This window comes from Streptomyces sp. HUAS MG56, assembly GCF_058673395.1.
Window position 1 is genome coordinate 8235062 of record NZ_CM178722.1, and the last position, 21652, is coordinate 8256713.

At 71.6% G+C, this 21652-nt stretch carries 18 protein-coding genes; 8 read left to right on the forward strand and 10 right to left on the reverse strand.

Annotation, left to right across the window (positions count from 1 at the left end; translation table 11 throughout):
* Window positions 1-441: 441 nt before the first annotated feature.
* Genes AC4OXY_RS38155 through AC4OXY_RS38170 form a run of 4 tightly spaced genes read left to right on the forward strand, consistent with a single transcriptional unit; the run spans window position 442 to window position 5408 of the window.
* Window positions 442-1806 carry an NAD(P)/FAD-dependent oxidoreductase gene (locus tag AC4OXY_RS38155; RefSeq protein ID WP_491991921.1) on the forward strand — a complete coding sequence of 455 codons (1365 nt, stop codon included), beginning with the start codon at window positions 442-444 and terminating at the stop codon, window positions 1804-1806.
* A 15-nt stretch (window positions 1807-1821) separates the two neighbouring features.
* Window positions 1822-2910, forward strand: a complete 1089-nt coding sequence (locus tag AC4OXY_RS38160) for a ketoacyl-ACP synthase III family protein (protein WP_491991922.1) — start codon at window positions 1822-1824, stop codon at window positions 2908-2910.
* Complete coding sequence (locus AC4OXY_RS38165) at window positions 2907-4142, forward strand: nucleotide disphospho-sugar-binding domain-containing protein (RefSeq protein ID WP_491991923.1); 1236 nt, start codon at window positions 2907-2909, stop codon at window positions 4140-4142. Before AC4OXY_RS38160 ends, AC4OXY_RS38165 begins: the two co-directional genes overlap by 4 nt.
* Window positions 4143-4187: 45 nt before the next feature.
* Window positions 4188-5408, forward strand: coding sequence for a nucleotide disphospho-sugar-binding domain-containing protein (locus AC4OXY_RS38170; protein WP_491991924.1), 1221 nt, complete (start codon window positions 4188-4190; stop codon window positions 5406-5408).
* Window positions 5409-5495: 87 nt separating this feature from the next.
* Here the strand turns inward: AC4OXY_RS38170 and AC4OXY_RS38175 are convergent, their stop codons facing one another.
* The 5 genes from AC4OXY_RS38175 to AC4OXY_RS38195 are packed head-to-tail and all read right to left on the reverse strand — an operon-like array spanning window position 5496 to window position 10561.
* Window positions 5496-6587 carry an alpha/beta hydrolase gene (locus AC4OXY_RS38175; protein WP_491991925.1) on the reverse strand — a complete coding sequence of 364 codons (1092 nt, stop codon included), beginning with the start codon at window positions 6585-6587 and terminating at the stop codon, window positions 5496-5498.
* Window positions 6584-7387, reverse strand: coding sequence for a 2-oxo acid dehydrogenase subunit E2 (locus tag AC4OXY_RS38180; protein ID WP_491991926.1), 804 nt, complete (start codon window positions 7385-7387; stop codon window positions 6584-6586). The genes AC4OXY_RS38175 and AC4OXY_RS38180 overlap by 4 nt, the downstream gene beginning before the upstream one ends.
* A gap of 32 nt (window positions 7388-7419) precedes the next feature.
* Complete coding sequence (locus AC4OXY_RS38185) at window positions 7420-7647, reverse strand: phosphopantetheine-binding protein (RefSeq protein ID WP_491991927.1); 228 nt, start codon at window positions 7645-7647, stop codon at window positions 7420-7422.
* A complete protein-coding gene (locus AC4OXY_RS38190) occupies window positions 7644-9524 on the reverse strand; it encodes an HAD-IIIC family phosphatase (protein WP_491991928.1) in 1881 nt (626 codons plus the stop codon). The genes AC4OXY_RS38185 and AC4OXY_RS38190 overlap by 4 nt, the downstream gene beginning before the upstream one ends.
* 5 nt (window positions 9525-9529) lie before the next feature.
* On the reverse strand, window positions 9530-10561 hold the full coding sequence (locus tag AC4OXY_RS38195; RefSeq protein ID WP_491991929.1) for a 3-oxoacyl-ACP synthase III family protein: 1032 nt from the start codon (window positions 10559-10561) through the stop codon (window positions 9530-9532).
* Between the two features lie 234 nt (window positions 10562-10795).
* Between AC4OXY_RS38195 and AC4OXY_RS38200 the strand changes: the two genes are divergently transcribed.
* Complete coding sequence (locus AC4OXY_RS38200) at window positions 10796-11389, forward strand: allene oxide cyclase barrel-like domain-containing protein (RefSeq protein WP_491991930.1); 594 nt, start codon at window positions 10796-10798, stop codon at window positions 11387-11389.
* Between the two features lie 71 nt (window positions 11390-11460).
* On the opposite strand, the gene AC4OXY_RS38205 is transcribed toward AC4OXY_RS38200, so the two are convergent.
* Complete coding sequence (locus AC4OXY_RS38205) at window positions 11461-12735, reverse strand: cation:proton antiporter (protein WP_491991931.1); 1275 nt, start codon at window positions 12733-12735, stop codon at window positions 11461-11463.
* A 475-nt stretch (window positions 12736-13210) separates the two neighbouring features.
* Here AC4OXY_RS38205 and AC4OXY_RS38210 point away from each other — a divergent pair, with 475 nt between their 5' ends.
* The 3 genes from AC4OXY_RS38210 to AC4OXY_RS38220 all read left to right on the forward strand — a co-directional run bounded on the left by AC4OXY_RS38210 (window position 13211) and on the right by AC4OXY_RS38220 (window position 16493).
* A complete protein-coding gene (locus tag AC4OXY_RS38210; RefSeq protein ID WP_491991932.1) occupies window positions 13211-14005 on the forward strand; it encodes a thioesterase II family protein in 795 nt (264 codons plus the stop codon).
* Window positions 14002-14772, forward strand: a complete 771-nt coding sequence (locus tag AC4OXY_RS38215) for an AfsR/SARP family transcriptional regulator (protein WP_491991933.1) — start codon at window positions 14002-14004, stop codon at window positions 14770-14772. Before AC4OXY_RS38210 ends, AC4OXY_RS38215 begins: the two co-directional genes overlap by 4 nt.
* 137 nt (window positions 14773-14909) lie before the next feature.
* Window positions 14910-16493 (forward strand): MFS transporter, encoded by a 1584-nt coding sequence (locus tag AC4OXY_RS38220; RefSeq protein WP_491991934.1) that lies wholly within the window; start codon window positions 14910-14912, stop codon window positions 16491-16493.
* 290 nt (window positions 16494-16783) lie between these two features.
* Here AC4OXY_RS38220 and rffA read toward each other — a convergent pair whose 3' ends face one another.
* The 4 genes from rffA to rfbB all read right to left on the reverse strand — a co-directional run bounded on the left by rffA (window position 16784) and on the right by rfbB (window position 21652).
* Window positions 16784-17941 carry a dTDP-4-amino-4,6-dideoxygalactose transaminase gene (gene rffA / locus AC4OXY_RS38225; RefSeq protein ID WP_491991935.1) on the reverse strand — a complete coding sequence of 386 codons (1158 nt, stop codon included), beginning with the start codon at window positions 17939-17941 and terminating at the stop codon, window positions 16784-16786.
* 49 nt (window positions 17942-17990) lie between these two features.
* Window positions 17991-19202, reverse strand: a complete 1212-nt coding sequence (locus AC4OXY_RS38230) for a nucleotide disphospho-sugar-binding domain-containing protein (protein WP_491991936.1) — start codon at window positions 19200-19202, stop codon at window positions 17991-17993.
* A 75-nt stretch (window positions 19203-19277) separates the two neighbouring features.
* On the reverse strand, window positions 19278-20645 hold the full coding sequence (locus AC4OXY_RS38235) for an NDP-hexose 2,3-dehydratase family protein (RefSeq protein WP_491991937.1): 1368 nt from the start codon (window positions 20643-20645) through the stop codon (window positions 19278-19280).
* Complete coding sequence (rfbB, locus tag AC4OXY_RS38240) at window positions 20639-21652, reverse strand: dTDP-glucose 4,6-dehydratase (RefSeq protein WP_491991938.1); 1014 nt, start codon at window positions 21650-21652, stop codon at window positions 20639-20641. The genes AC4OXY_RS38235 and rfbB overlap by 7 nt, the downstream gene beginning before the upstream one ends.

Genomic DNA, 21652 nt, shown 5'->3' on the forward strand with positions numbered 1-21652 from the left:
CTCCCGTTCGTCGGGCCGCGACCGGCCCAGGAGCCGCCGCTCCGGGCGTGCCACAGGTCTCCGATCACTCGACGACCGCCCGGCCCAGCGCAGACCTCGCCTGCCGCCGTCAGGGTCACCCGGGCGACTAACCGGGTCCTTGGTGCCGTCTAAAGCCAAGGCCGTGAAAGCCGTGCCACCGGGACCTCGCACCCGAGCGCCGAGATCCGGACCCCGTCGCCTCGGTGCGGGCGTGCGCGGACCCGGCCAGGGCCGGCCGGCTGCAGGGCGAGCGGCTACGCGCCGCGCCTTAATCCCGCTGTAGTCCGCCTTAAGACCGCCGGGGAACAGTGAGCCGCGCGCGGCCAGACCGCACCGCTTGTTCCGGACCCGGCCGGCGGACACACATCTGCCCCCGGCGGCCCAGCCCCATTCGTTCAACGGCGCCCCACTGGAGTCCCTATGAACCCTGATTTCGACGTCGTGGTCATCGGCGGTGGCCCTTCGGGCTCGACCGTGGCCTCCTACCTGGCAAGAGCCGGACTGTCGGTGGCGGTATGCGAGAGCGAACTGTTCCCCCGTCCGCACGTCGGCGAGTCGCTGGTGCCGGCCACCACCCCGGTGCTCGTCGAGATCGGTGTCATGGACCAGATCGACGCCGCCGGTTTCCCCCGCAAGTACGGTGCGGCCTGGACATCGGCGGAGTCACGCAACGTCCCGCACAACGGGTTCACCGGCCTCGACCACGACTTCCGGGCGGCCGAGGTGCAGTTCGTCGAGCGCGACCAGCCGGGCGTGGACCGCGACTACACGTACCACGTCGACCGCGGCAGGTTCGACCTGATCCTGCTGAAGCACGCCGAGGAGCAGGGCGCCCGTGTCTTCAACGGTGTCCGGGTGCTCGGCGTCGACTTCGACGGCGACCCGGAGATCGTGACGGTCAACTGCCGCATGGGGCCCCGGGAGTTCGGTCTGACCGCCCGCATGGTGGTCGACGCCTCCGGTCGGCAGACCACCCTCGGACGGCAGATGAAGCTGAAGGTGTCCGACCCGGTCTTCAACCAGTACGCCATCCACAGCTGGTTCGAGGGGCTCGACCGTTCGGAGCTGGCGGTGGAGCCGGACAAGACGGAATACATCTACGTGCATTTCCTGCCCGTAGAGGACAGCTGGGTCTGGCAGATCCCGATCACCGACACCATCACCAGCGTGGGTGTGGTCACCCAGAAGAAGCGCTTCGCCGCGGCCAACGAGAACCGCGAGCAGTTCTTCTGGGACATGGTCGGCAGTCGTCCCGACCTGCTGAAGGCCCTCAAGAAGACCGAACGGCTGCGGCCGTTCAAAACCGAGGGCGACTACAGCTACACCATGAAGGAGATCTGCGGCGACCGCTTCGTGCTGATCGGTGACGCGGCCCGGTTCGTCGACCCGATCTTCTCCAGCGGCGTCAGCGTCGCCCTGAACAGCGGGCGGCTGGCGGCCAAGGACATCATCGCCGCCCACGAGGCGGGTGACTTCGGCAAGAAGCGGTTCGAGGGGTTCGAAACCAAGATCTGCACCGCGGTGAAGAACTGGTACGAGTTCATCTCCATCTACTACCGCCTGAACGTCCTGTTCACCGCCTTCGTCCAGGACCCGCGCTACCGCATCGACGTACTGAAGATGCTGCAGGGCGACTTCTACGACGGCGAGGAATCCGACACGCTGCGCGCCATGCGGGAGATCGTCACCGCGGTGGAGAACGACCCCGACCACCTGTGGCACCCGTACCTGGGCACCCTCCGGGCCCCCTCGCCGTGGGCGCAGACCGCGCCGGAAACCGTCTGACGACAGGAGACAGCCATGAAGACGGAGAACCTGTACATACGGTCCATCGGCGTGTCGCTGCCCGCCGAGCGGGTCACCCTGGCCGAGGCGTTCGAGGCGGGCCACTGTCGGCCGAACGAGTTCACGGGCAGCGACCTAGTGGAGGTGCCCGTGGCACCGGGGACGCCCGGCGTGGAGCTGGCGGCCGACGCCGCACGACGGGCCCTGGACCTGGCCGGACTCCCGGCCGAGCAACTGGCTCTGCTGATCCACGCCACCATGTTCAGCGAGGGCCCGGAGGGCTGGGCGCCGGTCGGCTATGTGATGCGCGAGCTGGGCTGCGGGCAGATCCCCGGCTTCGAGGTGAGCCAGGGCTGCAACGGCACGCTGGCCGGCGTCGAGCTCGCGGCGGGCTGGCTGGCGCTCGCCCCGGAGGGCGCCGGTGCCCTGGTGACCGCGGGCCTGCAGGCCGATCTGCCGCAGGTCGAGCGGTGGCGCAGCGCCGGGTTCGGCATGGCCATCGGTGACGGCGGTTCCGCGCTGCTGCTCGGCAAGGAGGAGGGCATCGCCCGGATCGAGGCGGTGAACTCGCTGACCTACGCCGACCTGGAGGCCATGCACCGGGGCGACCTCCCGCTGGCCGAGAGGGGCACCGGCGCCCCGCCGAAGGTCGACGTACCGGGCCGTGCGCGCGAGTTCGCCATCGCCAGACGGTACAACCAGATCGACTTCCACCGGATCTTCACCATGATGTACGCCGAGGTGACCCAGCGGACGCTGAAGGAGGCCGGGCTCACCACCGACGACCTCGAGCGGGTCGTCTTCACCAACGCCGGGGCCGAGATCATCGAGGCCGACCTGCTGCAGCCCCTGGGTCTGCCGCTGTCCAGGGCGACCTGGGACTTCGGCCGCACCATCGGGCACATCGGCGCCAGCGACCAGGCCATCTCGCTCGACCACCTGCTGCGCAGCGGCCAGCTCGACGCCGGTGACCGCGTCCTGCTGGTCGGCGGAACCCAGGGCTACAACGTCTCCAGCGTCGTCCTCACCGTGACCGAGGCCGGTGCCGCTCTGCGCGACGGTACGCCCCCGGCCGCGCCCCGGCCGGAGAGGACGGGCTCGTGAAGGTCCTGTTCGTCCCCTGGTCGCAGCCCACCTTCTACTACCAGATGGTCCCGCTGGCCTGGGCCCTGCGTGCCGCGGGCGCCGAGGTGCGGGTGGCCGGGCAGCCGCAGCTGGCCGACGCGGTCAAGCGCTCCGGCCTGACCATTACCCAGGTCGGTGCCGGCTACGACTACCTGCCGGCCTTCCAGCGGATCGCGGACGAGATCGCCCGCCACAACCGCGAGCACCCGGACCGCAAGGCGAACCTCGAGCAGAAGGCCGCACCCACGCCGGAGATGCGCAGACGGGTCCTGGAGCGGAAGTTCGCGCCGTTCGTGGAAACGGCCACCGCGATGGCCGGGGAGCTCGTCGAGCTGGCCGGGGCGTGGCGACCGGACCTCGTGGTGAGCAACCCGTTCGTCCTGGCCGCCCCGCTCGCGGCACACGCGTCCGGTGCCCGGCTCGTGCACCACCTGACCGGGCCGGCCGTGGAGCGACAGATGGGGTTCTTCCCGGGCAGCGGCGCCGCGCCCGAGCTGTGGACGCACTCTCTGCTGCGGCTCTTCGAGCAGTACGGGGTGCCGGTCCGCCCGGAGTACGCGAGCGCCACCGTCGACCCCTGTCCGCAGAGCCTGCAGTATCCCGGGACACCCGACCGCCTGCCGGTCCGCTTCGTCCCGTACAACGGCCCGGGCGACGCCCCGCTGTGGCTCTCCCAGCGCGCCGGGCGGCGCCGGGTGTGCGTGACCTGGGGCACCACGACCACCCAACTGGGCGGCGAGGACTCGTTCCTCGTGCCGGACGTCCTGGCCGCCCTGTCCGGGCTCGACGCGGAGGTCGTCCTGGCCGTCAAGGGCTCCGACCGCGAGCTGCTCGGCGACGTCCCCGCGAACGTACGGGTGGTCGAGGACCTGCCGCTGCACCTGCTGCTGCCCAGCTGTGACGCGATCGTCCATCAGGGCGGCACCGGCACCATGCTGACGGCGGCCTCGTTCGGCGTACCGCAGGTCCTCATCGCCGGGATGCTCGACCAGGTGGCGACCGCGACCCGGCTGGCGTCAGCCGGCGCCGGACTGCACCTGGACGCCGCCGGGTTCTCCCCGGCGGCCCTCACGACGGCGGTCGGTGCCGCCCTGGCCGACGGCACCGTCCGCAAGGCGGCCGACGCGCTGCGGCAAGAGATCGCCGACCAGCCCTCGCCCGCCGACGTGGCCGGGCAGTTGGCCGGCGTTCCGGCCGCCCACGCGGCCTGATGCGCACGGCCCGCCTGCCCTCACCCATCGTTCAGGAGGAAGACCGTGCGTGTCCTGTTCACCCCGATGGCCTGGCCTACCCACTACTACCAGATGGTGGGACTGGCCTGGGCCTTCCGAGCGGCCGGTCACGATGTCCGGGTGGCCGGGCACCCGCAGCTCGCCGACCCGGTCACCCGGACGGGCATGATCGCGGTGACCGCCGGCGGCGACTACGACCTCATCGCCGGACTGGCCGAGGCGGTGAAGGTACGGGACGAACTGGCTCGTGAGTGGCACGTGACCGGTCCCGGCCAGTTCCCGCCCGACGTCCTGCGCAAGCTCCTCGACCTGCGGATGGTCCCGCACATCAGGGCCGCCGAGGACATGGCGCCCGACCTCGTCGCGTTCGCCCGCGGCTGGCGGCCGGATCTCGTGATCACCGACCCGGTGGTGTACGCCGCCCCGCTCGCCGCGGCCGCGGTGTCCGCTCCGGTCGTACGGCACCTGTGGGGGCCGGACATGTCGCGCAAGGTCGGCCTGCCGGGCAACGGCGTGAGCGCGCAGGAGGACCACCGTGCCGCCTGGCCGCAGGAGCTGGCCGACCTCTACCTGCGTCACGGCGCCGAGCCGGCCGCCGACATCGCCGTACGAACCCTCGACACCTGCCCGGAATCCCTGCAGGTGCCGGGCGTGCCCCACCGCGTCGCCATGCGCTACACCTCCTACAACGGCACCGCGGTGGCTCCGCAGTCGCTGTTGGAACCCGCCGAGCGGCCTCGGATCTGCGTCACCTGGGGATCGCTCACCACGACCATGCGGGGGCCCGAGGCCTTTCTCGTTCCGCGTATCGTCGAGGCGCTGGCAGACCTGGACGTCGAGGTGATCCTCGCCCTGCGGGCCGCGGACCGCGAACGTCTGGGGCGACTGCCCGAGCGGATGCGCGTCCTGGTGGGGATGCCGCTGGACCTGATCCTGCCGACCTGCTCGGCGATCATCCACCAGTCCGGCGCCGGCAGCACCCTGACGGCGGCGCTGCACGGCGTGCCCCAGGTGACGGTCCCGCAGATCGCCGACCAGGGGCTGGTCAGCGAGCGGCTGGCCGGCACCGGTGCCGGGATCGTCCTGGACGGCGACAACCTCGGCACACAGGCCGTACAGGAGGCCGTGCGCCAGGTGCTCGACAGCGCGGCCCCCGGCCAGGCCGCGCGACGGCTGCGGCAGGAGATGCTGGACCAGCCCACCCCCTCCCGGATCGTCACCGAGCTGGAGGCGCTCGTCGGCTGAGCCGCGAGCGACTCGACGCCCATGGGTGGTGCCCCACTTCACGAAGTGGGGCACCACCCATGGGCGTCGAGTGGTGTGTCCGGCGGTTCAGGCCCGCGAGCCGGTCAGCCGGCGCCGCAGCCCCTGACCGCGCAGCAGCATGCCGAGCACGGCGGACTGTGCGTTGCGGATGCCGCGCGCACGCAGCAGCGCCGCCGTGGTCCACAACTGCACCTCGCCGACGTGGTGCGGGGCTCCGTGCACATCGTCGAACTCGACCAGGTTCAGCCGGCGAGCACCGCTGCGCAGCAGCTCCAGGTCGGCCGCGGGGATGATCTCGTCACGCCAGCTCGCCACGTACGCCACCGGGATGTCCAGTCCGGCCAGCTGCTCCCGGGTCAGCGCCCACTCGTCCAGGGCGCCCGGTACGGCGTCCGCGACGGTGCCGGTCATGCGGGCCAGCGTGTCCACGGTGATCCGGGGCAGCTGCTTCTGCCACGCGTGGTCGGTGAAGAACGCCCCGATCGGCGCCCCGACGGTGACCACCCCGCGGATGCGGGGGTCCTCCACCGCGCACCGCAGGGCCAGATGGCCGCTGAAGCTCAGCGCGGTGGCGTATGTGCGGGAGACGTCGGCCCGGTCGGCGACGGCGTCCAGCAGCCCGGACAGCATCCGCCAACTGCCGGCCCCGTAAGGCAGCGCGTTCTCGCCGGTGCCCGGCAACTCCGCGACCACCGCGGCCATGCCCAGGCGCCGCACATGGGCGAGCATCGGCGCCCACTGCTCCTTGACCGAGACGATTCCGCCCATGACGACCAGCAGCGGCTTGGGGTCGGAGGTGGACAGGCCGCCGGCCCAGCAGCGCACCGTGCCCTCCTGCAGCTGGACGTCGAGGGGCTCGATGTCGGTCCGCTGCGTGCCGCGCCAGCGGTCCATGGCCCGCACACAGCGTTCCAGCGCCTCCTGACGGTCGGGTCCGTCCACGTACGGGAACCTGGCCATGGCGTAGTACTTGACCGCCGCCAGGTCCTTGCCGTGCTCCTCCAGCACCGCGGCCGTCCGTGACCACTCGCCGACCCATGAGCCGGGCCCGCCGCCGTCATCCGTACGGATCCGGTTCAGTATGTCCCGGTAGTCGGCGATGCGCTGCCCGCGGGCGTGCACCGCGACGTACTGCTTGAGTTCCGCGAGGTCGTTCACGACGCTCCTCCCTGTGGCGCGGCCACGGCCTGCCGGGGTGGCCCGGCGTCCGCCGCCCCCGTCCGGCCGGTGGCCGCGAAGCCCTCGATTCCGTCCTTGATCTCGGCCAGTACGTCGGCGGCCTCGGCACCGTCGATCACCCTGTGGTCGAAGGTGAGGCTGAGCCGCATCACCGGCGCGACCGCCATCGCGCCGTCACGGACCACCGGCCGGTCGGCGATCCGGCCGAGCCCGAGCGTGACGGTGGTGCCGCCGACCGAGTGGAAGCCGTCGACCGGCCGGTGGCCGAGCGAGGTGACGGCGAAGGTGCCGACCGTCCGGTGACGCCGGTTCAGCGGCCGGACCCCGGCACGGAAGGCGAGCTGCCCCAGCGGCCACGGCAGCCGCTCCAGCGCCCGGGCCGGGGCGAACTCCGGCATGGTCGCCGGGTCCCCGGCGCGGAAGCGGTCCACCTCCGCCTGTACGGCGTCCAGGTCCGCCCGGTGCACATCGGTGAGCACCGCCGAGCGGACGACGCGTCGGCCGCCCACCGTCTTGTCCAGTGTGATCTTCCCGTTGACGGACGCGTAACGCGCCACCCGCGGCCTGATCCGTCCGCGAACGGCCGCGTTGGCCTCCGGGTGCCGCGCGAGCACGCGGGCCGCGACGTAGAGGACGTAGGCGGTGGTCGAGTAGTGGCGGCCCTGCTCGTGGGCCTCGGCACGGTGCGTCCGCACGCCGGACATGTCCACCTCGGTGTCCAGGAACACCGGCGCGATCGGCCGTACCTCCTTCAGGAACAGCAGCGTGGGCCGGCGCACCGGCGCTACGGGAACCGCCCGCACCCGCCCGCTCACGCCGCGGCCAGGGTCAGCGAGTGGATGTCCCCCAGGGTGGTGGCCTGAAGGACCTCGGAGAACGGCAGGCTCCGTCCGGTCCGCTGCTCCAGCAGGGTCACCAGGGTCAGCAGGTGCACCGAGTCCCAGCCCGCGATCTGGTCCCACGGCCGGTCGATGTCCTCGGCGGTCACCGGCAGCCCCATGGAGTCGTGCAGCAGTGCGATGAAATCCTCGGTCTTCAAGGGCGTTCTCCCAGCAGGTCGGTGAGGTCGATGTGGGCGGGGGGCTCGGGGAGGTGCGCGAGGTCGTGGCGGAAGGTGGCCGCCGACTCGTCGCCCGACACCTCGGTGAACCCGTTGCGCGGGTAGAAGTCCCTGACCTTGCCGTTCTTGGCAGAGGCCCGGTAGCTGCCGAAGACCCGTGCCACTCCGGTCTCACGGGCATGGCGCAGCACCGCGGCCAGGCACGCCTGCTCGATGCCCCGCGAGAACACCCGGCAGCTGAGCAGGAAGTTGTCCAGATGCAGCTCGTGGCCCGTGCGGTGCGCGAAGACCGCGCCGACCAGGCCGTTGTCGCCGAACCTGTCGCGGGAGTGCACCGCCAGCACCAGAGCGTCCCGGGCGTCGGCCAGCTCCCGCACCCGGGCCGGCTGCAGGCGTTCGGTGGTCAGGTTGAACTGGGAGGTGCGCAGTGTCAGCTGGGAGACCCGGCCGATCTGTTCCGGGCCGACGGGTGCCAGCCGCACGGCGACCCCCAGCTGGTGGAGGTAGTCGTCGAGGGACGCGAAGCTGTCGAGGAAGTCCTTGCGGACCAGCTCGTCGCGGTACTTCACCAACCGGGTGCGGTCCTCCGCGGTGACCGTCGGCGTGTCGAACCAGCCGTCGTGCAGCAGCCGTCCCACGTGATGGGCGGGCTCCGCGTCGACGGGGACCACGGCCACGCCCGGCAGCTCCCTCCGCACCAGCCCGCACTCGAACGGGCTGTCGTCCACGAACACGAAACTGTCGACACCGAGGTTGAGCGCGGCGGCCAGCTCGGTGAGGTTGTCGTGCTTGGGACGCCAGTTGGCGACGATCCGCACGAAGTCCTCCTCCCGCAGCACCATGTCCGGGTGTTCCCGGAACACCGCGGTGACGGCCTCCGCGTCGTTCTTGCTCACCGCGGCGAGCAGCACCCCCTGGCTGCCCAGCTGCTTGACCACGCGCTGGAACGCGCGGAAGGCCTCGCCGCGGTGGGTGCCGGCCGCCTCGATGCCCTCCGGGCCGTCCTCGCCGAGCACCCCGCCCCAGACCGTCCCGTCCAGATCCAGGGCGAGCACTTTCTTGGTGAGCCCGGTGGCCTGCCGGGCGAGCTGGCCCACCTCCCTGGCGTAGCGGGCCAGCAGCGCCGGTGACAGGTGCGCCTTGGCGTACGTGTCCAGCCGCGCGTCCTCGGCCGCGATCCCCTCGGCCAGCAGCGGGTCGAGGTCGAGGACGACGACGGCCGGATGCTCCTCGGCCATCCGCAGCAGCGTGGCGTTGGCCGTGTGCCACAGGGCGCTCAGCCGGGACCGCGACGTCTGGTCCACGAGCTGGGCGGTGAACCGCCGGGTGAGGGGCAGGGTGTTGAGGACCAGCGTGCCGCGGCCCGCCGCACGGAAGCGGCTCGCCAGCCCGGACAGCAGGGACAGCTTATCCGTCAGCGCGCGATCGACGTCCTCGGGCCGCCACTGCACCGGCACCTCGTCGAACACCACCGTGGGGTCGAGGATGCACAGCACCAGATCCGGGTCCGAGGCGTACAGGGCACTGCCCGGCTCGGCGAGGTCGGCGACGTAGCTGTCGAAGTCGCCGACAAAGATCCGTCCCAGGAGCCCGTGCCGGGCCAGCTGGGCGGTGAGCGGGGCCACCAGCGGAGCGAGCGTTCCATGGCCGGTCACGGCCACCGAGACGGTGGGCGTCGCGGGGTGCGCCGCCAGCACGTCGTCCGGGCGCAACCGGCTGAGCAGGTGTCCCGCCGCGGTCAGTTCGTCGTCGGACGCGTCGGCCAGCAGAGCCCGCAGGTCGGGGTAGCGGGCCACCAGCAGGCCCAAGCTGTGCAGGTCGGCGACCGTGGTGGGGGCCGTCGTGGTGTCCGCCATCGGGATCAGACCTTCTCCAGGCCGAAGCCGGCCTTGATCCACTTGCTGGACTCCACGGCGACGGCCGCGGCGCGCTCGCCCGCGGCCATGCGGGGCAGTGCCGCCTCCAACTGGAAGAACGGCAGGGCGTTGCCGGTGTTGCCGATCTCGGCGACCAGCGAGATCTCCTGGGCGGCCGGCGCGGACAAGCCCTCGGTGATCCGCGCGGTCATCCGGCCTGACAGCTGAGGGGGCAGCAGGTACTCGAGTTCGTCGTTCTTCCAGTCGAGTTCGCTCAGCAGCTCCTCGAACGCCTCGGCGGCGAGCAGCGGCACGGAGTGCTCGATGGCCTTGTAGTCCTCGACCACCGGCGGCCGGCCCGCACCGCGGTCGGCACGTCCGAACCACTCCACGATCTGGCCGGGCGGCCGGCCGCGGCCCACCAGCCGGACGAAGACGTGCCGGATCACCGCCGAACCGGCAGCGGGCTCGGTGCTCAGTACGACGGCTCCGGCACCGTCACCGAAGAGCACGCCGTTGATCTGCTCCTCCGGTTTGAGCGAGGCGACGTCCATGGTGACGTCGAAGTGCTTGGCGCAGGTGTCGCCGCCGAGCACCAGTGCGGTGCGCCAACGGCCCGAACGCAGCATCTGGCAGGCGACGTCGAGAGCCTGCACGGCACCGGTGCAGCCGGACTGGAGCTGGTAGGACGGCACCTGGTCGATGCCGAGCCGGTCGGCGATCTCGTTCACCGTCGCCGGCATCAGCAGGTCGGGCGAGGACGTGCCCATCACCACCAGGTCGACGTCCCGCGGGGCCAGGCGGGCTCCGTCCAGTGCTCGGCGCCCCGCCAGCTCGCCGAGGTCGGCGAGCGAGTGGCGCACCTCGCCGCTCTCCAGGTCGACGGCGAGGTGCCGCCGGTGCGTGCCGACGAACTCGTCGATCCACTGCTCCCACAGTGACGGCATGCCGAACCGCCGGCGCAGCATGGCATTGTCGACGGCCGAGCCGGGGAGCGCGGTTCCGACCGAGCGGATGTGGATGTCGGGAGCGTCCATCCTGGGCCTTCCGTTGGCGGCGGTTTCTTGGGATCTCCGAACAGGGGCACGCCGGGACGAGGGCGGTCCGGCTCAAGGGCATGCTCGGCCGGAGGACTAAAGCCGCTCTTGCGCCGCTGAGATCTGGGCGCGCGGATGCGGCGTCCCCTTGCGAAAGGCCGGAGTTAGCCGAGCTTCAGCGTGCCGTCGAGCATGGGAGGCCCATGGACCCTGCGGAATGCTGGAGTTGAGACCGTGACCACTGGTCTGGAAGAGAACGAGAACGCGGCGGCACAGCCGATCGACCGGCGTGCGATGGACGTGGGCGTGGAGGCTCGGCGCGAGGTCGCGGACCCCAGCCCGCTCGACCCCGGGGCGCTGGCCCTGGCCGCGGCCGCGGCGGCGGGCGTGTACACCCCGGGTGACGGTGCGCAGGCGCGGGCCGCGGCGATCGAGAAGTGCGTCATCGTGACGGGACTGACCGAGAAGATCGAGAAGCTGGTGGTGCACGACGGCGAGACGCCGGGCCTGGGCACCTCGGTGGAGTACACCGACGCCTTCTACGACGCGGACGGCAACCGGGTGGCCACCGTCGACGGCCGTTCCGTGGTGCTGGGTACGACCCCTCACATGTGGCAGTTCCACCAGAGCCGCGCCGAACTGGAGGACGGCACCTTCGAGGCGGTCGGGGTCCTCGACTGCACGGTGATGTTGCGTGGCGGTACACAGCTGTTCCGCATCATTGGGACGGGCGGCCGGTACGCCGGGAAGGTCGGCTACATGACCCTGGCGATCGCCGACCCGAGCCAGAAGCCCCCGCACTACGCAACGTCGTTCGTGCTCTGCTGAGCGTATGGGCTGCACGTCCGGGCCGCGGCGGTGCGGCCCCCTCCTGCTGGACGGGGCCGCACCGCCGCCGCTCAGGCTCGTACGGTACTCACCTCGAGCTCCTCGGCCGTGCTCGTCTGCCGCTCGACCAGGGTGTAGAGCGGTCCGGTGGCCGCGGTCGTCACCAGGGCCATCACGACCAGGGCCAGGTACATCCCCGGGGTGAGGATGCCTGCGGAGAACCCGGCCTGGAGGATCACCAGTTCGGTGAGGCCGCGGGTGTTCAACAGCACCCCCACCTGAAGGCCCACGCGGTGCGACTCGCCGCCGAGCCGGGCCCCGAGGTAGCCGCCGCCGATCTTGGCGACCAGCCCGGCCGCAGTCGCCAGCAGGCACCCCTGCCAGGGGGCGGAGCCGAGCCGGCCGGCGAACACCGACACGCCGGTGACCACGAAGAAGATCGGGATCAGCAGGGTGCCGGTCCGCGAGACACGGCGCACCGCCCTGCCCCACGGCCCGTGCTCGTCAGCGGCGGGTAGCGCGGTCCCGACCAGCAGAGCCCCCAGCACCTCACTGAGGCCGCACCGCTGCATCAGCCACGAGGCGGTCAGGGCGAGGGCGGCCACGGCCACGGCCGACAGCCACGGCAGCCGCCCGCACAGCCGCCCCGCCACCGGGGTGCGCAGCAGACGCGCCAGGACGAAGGCCGCCGTCACCCCGGCCGCCAGGGCCGCCATCCGGTTCACACTGTCGCCGCTGCCGCCGGCCGCCAGGCCGATCGCCAGCGTCAGCAGCAGCCAGGCGACTGCGTCGATCACGGCGGCCCCGGCCATCGACAGCCGGCCGGCCCGGGTGTAGGTCAGCCCGCGGTCCTCCAGGATCCGGGCGAGCACCGGAATGGCGGTCACGGACATCGAGACACCGAGCAGCAGCACGAACGAGGGGGCGGGGGCGTCGCCGCGCAGGCCGGGCTCCGAGCGCCACAGCACCCAGCCGGCCAGTGCGAACCCGGCCGTGAGCGGCGGGACCAGCGCACCGAAGGTGACCCATCCGATCGCCCGCCGGGTGGCCCAGGAGCCCCCGGTGCGCATCTCGCGCAGGACACCCACGACGAACAGGACGAGCCCGATGTGGGCGAGTTGCCGTACGAGGGAGAACACATCGGCGGGCAGCAGCCGGCCGAGCAGGCCGTGACCGCCGATCGCCACCACGGCGGGGCCCAGTACCAGACCCGCCGCGACCTCCCCCACCACGCTCGGCTGGCCGACCAACCGGGCCAGCTGCCGTCCGGCGTATGCCGCGAGGAAAATCGTGACCAGTACGAGGGATATATGTCCGGTGCGGATCACCGCATCAACCGCATTCATGAAGGCCAATTCCGCCGGGATGCCTCGAACGGCATTCCGGCTCATGGGAAGTCGGGGTGGGCGGACAGCGGAAAGGTAGGGAGCTGCTGGACCGTCGTGAAACCCCTAAATTCCCGACCGCGCCGCCCCGCGACCGGGGACGACACGTTTCGGCGCGGTACCCGGCGAGGGGGTGGCCAGCTCTTCGCCCCGGTTCCCGCACGGCACCCCGACCGCCGCCGCACAAGGGTGGCAGGAGGTCAAGAGGGGCCGCGGCGCGCTCTCCGGGGAGCACCGTTAGGGGTTGTTAGGGGGGCACGCCCTTGTGGCAGGCTTTCCGGCGAGTGAGCACTCCCGGGAACGCACGGAACGTCCGCCCGCCCTTTGCTCCGGCCGACTCCGTCCTGTCCACGGCTACCGCCGCGCGGTCTGCCGTTCGTCCGCCTGGTGAGGAGCTCTGGGCTTGAGGGGAAGGGATCTGCCAATGGCGTCGCCCATGGGTGATGAGGACCGGTGGTTGCGTGTATTCCAACCGCGTCCGGAGCGGGAAATCCGGCTGGTGTGTTTTCCGCACGCGGGTGGCGCGGCCACTTACTACTTCGCGATGTCGCAGCAGTTGGATCCGCGATTCGAGGTGACCGCCGTGCAGTATCCGGGGCGCCAGGACCGGCGGACCGAGCCGCTGGTGGACAGCGTTCCGCGACTCGCCGACCAGGTGGCCGACGCCCTCGCCGCGGTGTGTGACGACGGCCCGTTCGCCTTCTTCGGGCACAGCATGGGCGCGGTCCTGTCCTTCGAGGTCGCGCGCCGGCTCCGGGACCGCGGACAGGCCGGACCGGTGTGGATGTTCGTCTCCGGCCGGCGCGCCCCCTCCCGCGTGCGGGAGGGAGGGGTGCACCTGCGTGACGACCAGGGTCTGCTGGAGGAGCTGCGGGCGGTGGGGGGCACCGATCACCGTGTGTTCGGCGACCCGGAACTGCTGGCGGCGGTGCTGCCGGTGACGCGCAACGACTACCGCGCGGTCGAGACGTACCGCTGGCACGGCGGGGCCCCGCTGGAGTGCCCCGTCACCGCGCTGGTGGGGGACGCGGACCCGCAGACCACGGTCCAGGACGCCGAAGCATGGGCCGGGCACACCACCGGGGCCTTCGATCTGAAGGTGTTCCCGGGCGGCCACTTCTACCTGGACGCCCATCGCGCCGCGGTGTGCGGCGCGGTGTCGGCCGCTCTGGCGGGAGCGGCCGACGACGTCGGGGCGGCGGCGACCGCGCTGGAGGGGAGCACATCGTGAGGTACGAGATCCTCGGACCGCTACGGGTGGTCGACGGTGACACCGTCTCCTCGATCAGCGCGCGGAAGATCGAGATAGCGCTCGCGGTCCTGCTCATCCGCAGCGACCAGGTGGTCACGCACGACCAGCTGATCGCGGAGATCTGGGGCGACCGGCCGCCGCGCAGAGCCACCGCCGGTATGCACGTCTACATCTCGCAGCTGCGCAAGTTCCTGCACCGGCCCGGGCGTTCCGAGAACCCGGTGGTCACCCGGCAGTCGGGATACCTGCTGCGCACCGGCACCGACGAGCTCGACGTGGGCATCTTCCTGGATCTGGTCCAGGACGGCCGGGCTGCCGTGCGGGCCGAGCGCTACGAGGACGCGGTCCAGTGCTTCGAGAGCGCGCTGGCCCTGTGGCGCGGGCCGGTGCTTGGCGACCTGGGCGGCGGTCCCCTCGTCAGCGGGTACGTCACCTGGCTGACCGAAGCCCGCCTGGAGTGCCTTGAGATGCTCGCCGATGTCTGTCTGCGGTTGGGTCGGCACCGTGAACTCGTCGGCAGGCTCTACTCGTTGACGGCGGAGAATCCGCTGTGCGAGACCTTCTACCGGCAGCTGATGGTCGCCCTGTACCGCTCCGAGCGGCAGGCCGACGCGCTGATGGTGTACCAGCTGGCCCGAAACACCCTGCACGACGAACTGGGGCTGGAACCCGGGCAGGCGCTGCGGGACGTGCAGCAGGCGATCCTCACGGCGGACGGCCGGCGTCTTGGGGTGCTGGCGTCGTAGCCCGCGTACTGCCCCACACGACGCGTCCGAATATCGTGCGACTGTCAATCAAGGTTGACAGTCGCCGATTGGTGAAATACGCTGGAGCAATGACACTCACTCAGATGAGGTTGGCGACCATTGGTGCCGTCTTGTCGATGGTCCTGGGTATCGTCGATTCGAACATTGTGGCCACGGCCGCCTGGCCCATCACCAAGAGTCTCGACCCGGTGCATGGTCTGGATCTGCTCCCGTGGCTGATCACCGCGTACGCCCTGGCGTCGACCGTTACGCAGCCGATGTACGGGAAATTGACGGACGTTTATGGCCCGAAGAAGATTTACCTCTTCTCGCTGGCCACATTCCTGGTCGGCTCGGCGCTCTGCGGTATCGCACAGAATATGGGTCAGTTGATCGCCTTCCGTGCGGTCCAGGGTGTCGGCGGCGGCGGTCTGATGAGTGTCACGCTCGTCGTGGTGCTCAGCATCTGGCCGCCGAAGACCACCAGCGGCGGTGGTTCGACGGGCGGTGGCAGCGCCGGCATGGGCGGTGTCATGACCGGCGTGTGCATCGTGGTCGGCCCGCTGGTCGGCGGCTACCTCACCGAACACCTGTCGTGGCGGTGGATCTTCTACGTGAACCTGCCACTGGGCCTGATCGCCCTGGCTCTGGGTGTCTTCAACCTGCGCCTGCCGGTCCGCAACGACAGCCACCGCATCGACTTCGTGGGCGCCGGGCTCATCGCGGCCGCGACCAGCGCCCTGCTGCTGGTGACCGAATGGGGCGGCGCCAAATACGCCTGGAGCTCCTCCGTCATCGTGCTGCTGGAGCTGGGCGGCGCGCTGTTCCTCGTGGCCTTCCTCCTCAGGCAGGGGCTGTGGAGCAGGATCGCCGCCGAGGAGCCCCTCTTCCCCCTGTCGCTCTTCCGCAACCAGGTCTTCCGGCTCGCCAGCCCCCAGCAGTTCATCTCGGGCATGGTGACCATGGGCTCGGTCGTCTACGTGGCGCTCTATCTGCAGGCCGCGCAGGGCGTGAAGCCGACCCTCGCCGGCGTGCACCTGCTTCCCATGGCGCTCGGCATGATCGTCTCGGCGGTCGTCGGGGGCCGACTGATCCGCCGGCCGGGCAGGTTCCGGCTCGTCCTGATCGCGGGCACGGTCATGGTCACGATCGCCTTCGGCCTGCTGAGCAGGCTGCGTGCGGACACCTCGGTGTGGGTGACCAACGTCGACCTGCTGCTCCTGGGCGCCGGGCTCGGCCTGGTGCTCGGCATGGCCCTGCTGGCGGTCCAGATGTCGGTGCCGAAAGAGCAGATGGGCGTGGCGATCACCTCGATCCGGTTCAGCCAGACGCTCGGCGGTGCCGTCGGCAGCGCGGTCTTCGGGACCATCCTGGCCCGCGAGTTCGCGGCGCGGGTCCCGGACAGCCTCAAGGGCGGCGAGAACGGGAACCGACCCAGCATCGCCCTGCTTCAGACACTGACCGGCAAGGCCCGGGACACGGTGGTCCACGCCCTGGTGGGGGCCGCGGACCAGGTGTTCGTCAGCGGTGCCCTGATCGCCGCCGTGGCCGTGCTGATCACGCTCTTCTTCAAGGAGCCGCGCCCGGCCGCGCCGGCGGCCGTCGGGGAGACGGACACGGCCCAGGGGCCGGCCGGTGGCCCGGCGGTCCCGGCGCAGCGGCCCCGACGCGGCGGGGTCCGCCGGGAACACGCGGGCGGCTTGGAGCCTCCGGTCTCCTGACAGGCACCGCAGCCGGGTGAGCGGCCGTCGGCGGGCCGCAATCCCGTCGCCCGCGTTCCGGATCGGCCTCGCGCACGGCCGCCGGGGGAGCGGCGGCGACCGGAGCGGTGCCGCGCCGCCGTCGGACCCCGTCCGCCGGGCCCCGTGGCCCGTGAGCCCCGGTCGAACCCCGTCCCGGGCAGCCGCACCCGCGGCCGTCCGCCTGCTCTCCCGGCCCCCGTCTTCCCACGCACGAGGCCGCGCCCCGCGGAGACTCCCCGCGGGGCGCGGTGGCCGGACCCGTACAGCTGTCAGGCCCGGACGCGGAAAGACGTCACCGCCTCCAGGACGCGCTCGACGTCGGAGTCGGTCAGATCGGTGTACACCGGCAGCCGCAGCAACTGGTCGGCCACCCGCTCGGTCACCGGGCAACCGCCCGGTGCCGTACGCCCGTAGCGTCGGCCAGCCGGAGCGCTGTGCAGCGGCATGTAGTGGAACGCGCTCCGGATCCCGCGCGCGGCGAGATGGTCCATCAGCGCGTGCCGGTGCTCCAGATCGGGCAGCAGCAGGTAGTACAGGTGAGCCGGGTGGGCGCATTCCTTCGGCACCGTCGGCTGGACGACCCCGTTGCGCTCCGCCCAGCCCGCCAGGCGCTCCTGGTAGATGTCCCACACCTGCAGGCGGCGCGCCTGGATCGCGTCGAAGTTCTCCAACTGGGCGATCAGGCACGCCGCGAGCAGGTCCGACGGCAGATAGCTGGAGCCGATGTCCACCCACTGGTACTTGTCGATCTCGCCCCGGAAGAACTGGCGCCGGTTGGTGCCCTTCTCCCGGATGAGCTCCGCCCGCTCCAGGTGGTCGGTGCCGTTGAAGAGCAGCGCGCCCCCCTCGCCGCAGTGCGCGTTCTTCGTGGAGTGGAAGCTCTGTGTGGCCATCACACCCAGCGACCCCAGCTGCTGCCCCCGGTAGGAGGCTCCCAGGCCGTGGGAGTTGTCCTCGACCACGGGAAGGCCGTGCCGGTCGGCGACCTCCATGATGGCGTCCATCTCGCAGGCGACACCGCCGTAGTGCACGACGACGATCGCCCGGGTGCGTTCGGTGAGGGCGTCCTCCAGCAGCCGCTCGTCCATGTTGAGCGTGTCCGGCCGGCAGTCGACGAAGACCGGGACCGCACCCCGCAGCGCGTAGCCGTTGGCGGTGGAAGGGAAGGTGAACGACGGCATGACCACTTCGTCGCCGGGCTCCAGATCCAGCAGCAGCGCGCTCATCTCCAGCGCGTGCGTGCAGGACGTGGTCAGCAGGGCCGAGGTCGCCCCGACCATCTTCGTGAGCAGGTCCGTCGCCCGCGAGGTGTACCGGCCGTCGCCCTCCAGGGACCGGCACGCGAGCGCCGCGGCGATCAGCTCCGGCTCCTCGCCGGTCAGATGCGGCCGGTTGAACGGAATGACGTGATCGGTGGTGATGGTCATGGTCGGTCCCTGAGAGGGTCGGCGGTCCGCGAGGACCGGGGCTGGCTGATCACATGAACTCCTGGATGACACCGATGGCCTCGGACGGCGCCGGCTGGGCGGCGTTCTCCGCGCGGATCCGACGCGCCGCCTCCCGCCACCGCCGCTCGTGGAGCAGCGGCGCGACGCACGCGGCGATCCGTTCGGGGTCCGTCTCGCTCGCCGGCACGGCGACTCCGGCGCCGGTGGCCGCCAGGCACTCGGCGTTGAAGACCAGTCCCGCCTCCTGCGGGACGACGACCTGGGGGATACCGTGACAGGCAGCGGTCAGCATGGTCCCCGCCCCGCCGTGGTTGACCGCCGCGTCGCAGCCGGCCACGACGGTGTGCAGGGGCAGGTCGGTGACCAGCCGGACGCCCTCGGGGACCGGCCCGATGCGCTCGCGGTCGGCCGGCCTGACCACGGCGACGACCTCCACGTCGAGCGCCACCAGCGCCGTCACCAGCGTGCTCACCGGGTGCTGCGACGCCAGACCGGCCGCGGCCGTGTTGGTGGTCATCCAGGAGACGCAGATCCGGGGCCGGGCGGCGGGCCGCAGCAACCACTGCGGGACGCGGCCGGAGCCGTTGTACGACAGGTACCGGGTGCGCACCTGCCGGGGCACGGGGTGCGGTTGCAGACTGGGCGGACAGGGGTCCACCGTGCAGACGCTGTGCACGGCACGCGGCTCGGCCCCGAACCGCCCGAAGAGCTTGAGCAGGTCCTCGGGCCAGCGTTCGGGGGCCGCGCCGAAGCCCGGGAATTTCGCCAACGAGGGCGGCTGCGGCCCCCACAGGTGGTGTACGAGGGGCACCCCCGCCGTCTCCGCCGCCAGCGCGGCGGCGTAGCCGAGCGGGTCGGTGACCACGAGACCGGGTCGCCAGCCGCGGGCCAGGGCCACCAGGTCGTCGGCCATGTCCTCGGCGGTGCGCACGTGCGGGGCCCCGCGCATCTCCCCGTACCGGCGTCGTACGTCGGCGGGGAGCGAGTCCCAGCCGGCGGAGCCGGACAGCAGGTGCCCGGTCTCGCGGCGCACGGTTTCGGTGGCCTCGGTGAGACCGGTCAGAAGGTCGTAGCCGCCGCCCACACCCACGGCGGTCATGCCCGATCGGACGACCGGGTCGAGGACGGGTGGCTGGCCGGCCACACAGACCTCGTGACCGGCCAGGCGGAAGGCCCAGGCCAGCGGGGCCATGGGAAAGTAGTGGCTGGGTGCGGCAGCCGGGACGAACAGTACGCGCATCTTCGCTCCGTTGCTCCTGGGCCGACATCCGCGTCGGGCGGATCGCGCCGCGCCCGACGCGGGCGGGCCGGGGTGTCAGACCGCGCGGTCCGGGCCGTAGACGCTTTGGAGGCACACCATGAGCGTGCGGGCGTCGACGTTCACGTAGAAGCTGTGCCGGGCCAGGTCGGTGAGTTCCTCCAGCGGGATCCACCGCAGATCCGCGGTGTCCTCGGGGCCGCCGTCCGGTCCGGCCTCGACGATCAGGTAGCGGGTGCGCGCGTGGAAGAAGCGCCCGCCCTCCTCCGACATCACCGTGTCGAAGAGCACCCGTTCCGCCGGTGCGCCGAGGATCGCGTCCAGCAGCGGCGGTCGCGCCTGCTCGGGCAGGGCGGCGTAGTTCTCCGGTGTGCCCTGCGCGGTCGGCCCCAGCTCCAGGACGTCGGCGCTGCCCGCCTCCACGCGTGTGCTCGCCAGCACCTGCACGCCGTCCCCGGTCCGCCGCACCAGGAACGCCGAAACGCCGGTTCCGTGCGGGCGCACCATCGGCTGCGTCCAGGCGGCGATCTCGCGGCCCCGGCCCTGGAAGTCCACGGCCATGACGTCGAAGAAGGCGCCGCTCTCATGGGTGATCCGGTCCGGCTCGTGCCGCCAGCCCGTCACCTCCCGCAGCGTGATCCGCTCGGCCAGCAGCTCGTGCCGGGTGCGGGCCTCGGTGATCCAGCCCAGTACGGCGGTGTCGGCGGGCCGGTGGCTGCCACCGTCGGCCCCGGCGAACGGGAACGGCAGACAGGCCAGGACGGTCCGCGAGTCCATGTTCACCAGGTCGTCCTCGACCAGCAGCCGGTGCAGCTGGCCCAGTGGCACCCAGCGGAACCCGTCGAGCAGCTTGACGTCCTCGCTGACCTCGACCACCATGTTCCGGTTCCGCTTGCGGTAGAACCAGCTGCCCTGCTCCGACTGCCGGACATCGGCCAGCACCCGGTGGCGCGCGGCGTTGCGGAAGTACTCCACGTACGGCACCGGATTGCCCTGGTGGACCCGCGTGTAGTTGCTGCGGGTCGCCTGGACGGTCGGCGACAGCTGCGGGCCCGCGATGTTGCCGGGCTCCGTCTTGGCCTGCATCAGGAAGTGCAGGACGCCGTCGAACTCCTTGGCCAGGATGCCGAGGATGCCGACCTCGGGCTGGTGGATGATCGGCTGGGACCACTCGGGCACCGGCCAGCCGGGCCGCCGCACCCGCAGGCCCTCGACGGTGAAGAACCGGCCGGTGTCGTGGACCAGGTCTCCCGTGTCCGGCCGGAAGCTCCACATCCGCAGATCGGCGAAGGGGATGACCTGGGCGGCCGAGTCGTCGGCGGCGCATTGCTCCTTCCACCACTGGTGGAAGTCGGCCAGCGGCGCGTGCCCGGTCTCCGCCGCGGCCGCGGACAGCGCGACCCGGGCGGCGAGGGACGTCAGCATGACACCTCCGTGAGGGATCCGGCCCCGCCGGTGGGCTGGGGACGCAGCGGCTCCCACCAGTCGCGGTGGTCGGCGTACCAGCGGACGGTGTCCGCCAGGCCCTGCTCGAAGGGGACGCGGGGCGCGTACCCGAGCTCGGTGCGGATCTTGGTGCAGTCCACCGAGTAGCGGCGGTCGTGCGCCTTGCGGTCGGTCACCTGCTCGACCATCTCCGGGCCGGCGTCCAGCAGTTCCAGCAGCCGGGAGACCAGATCGCGGTTGGTGAGCTCGGTGCCGCCGCCGATGTTGTAGATCTCGCCGGGCGTCCCCTTGGCGGCCACCAGTGCCAGCGCCCGACAGTGGTCGTCCACGTGCAGCCAGTCGCGCACGTTGCGGCCGTCGCCGTACAGCGGGACCGGGTGCCCCGTCAGCAGGTTCGTGACGAACCGCGGGATGGCCTTCTCCGGGTTCTGGTACGGCCCGTAGTTGTTCGAGCAGCGCGTGACGCACACGGGCAGGTCGTGCGTGCGGTGGAAGGCCAGGGCCACCAGATCGGAGGAGGCCTTCGACGCCGCGTAAAGGGAGTTGGGCCGCAACGAGTGGTCCTCCGGCCAGGAGCCGTGCTCGATCGACCCGTACACCTCGTCGGTGGACACGTGCACGAACCTGCCCGCGCCGTGGTCGGCCGCGGACTGCAGCAGGGTGTGCGTGCCCTGGACGTTCGTCCGGACGAACTCGGCCGCGCCCGCTATGGAGCGGTCGACATGGGACTCGGCCGCGAAGTGCACGACCAGGTCGGTGCCGGGCATGACGTCGTCGACCACGGCGGTGTCGCAGATGTCACCGCGCACCACCCGCAGCTGCGAAGAGCCGGCCACGGGCGCCAGGTTGGCCTCGTTGCCCGCGTAGGTGAACCGGTCGAGGACGATCACCTCGGCGTCGTCGTACTCGGGATACGCGCCGGTCGTCAGCTGCCGGACGAAGTGCGAGCCGATGAACCCGGCGCCACCCGTCACCAGGATGCGCAC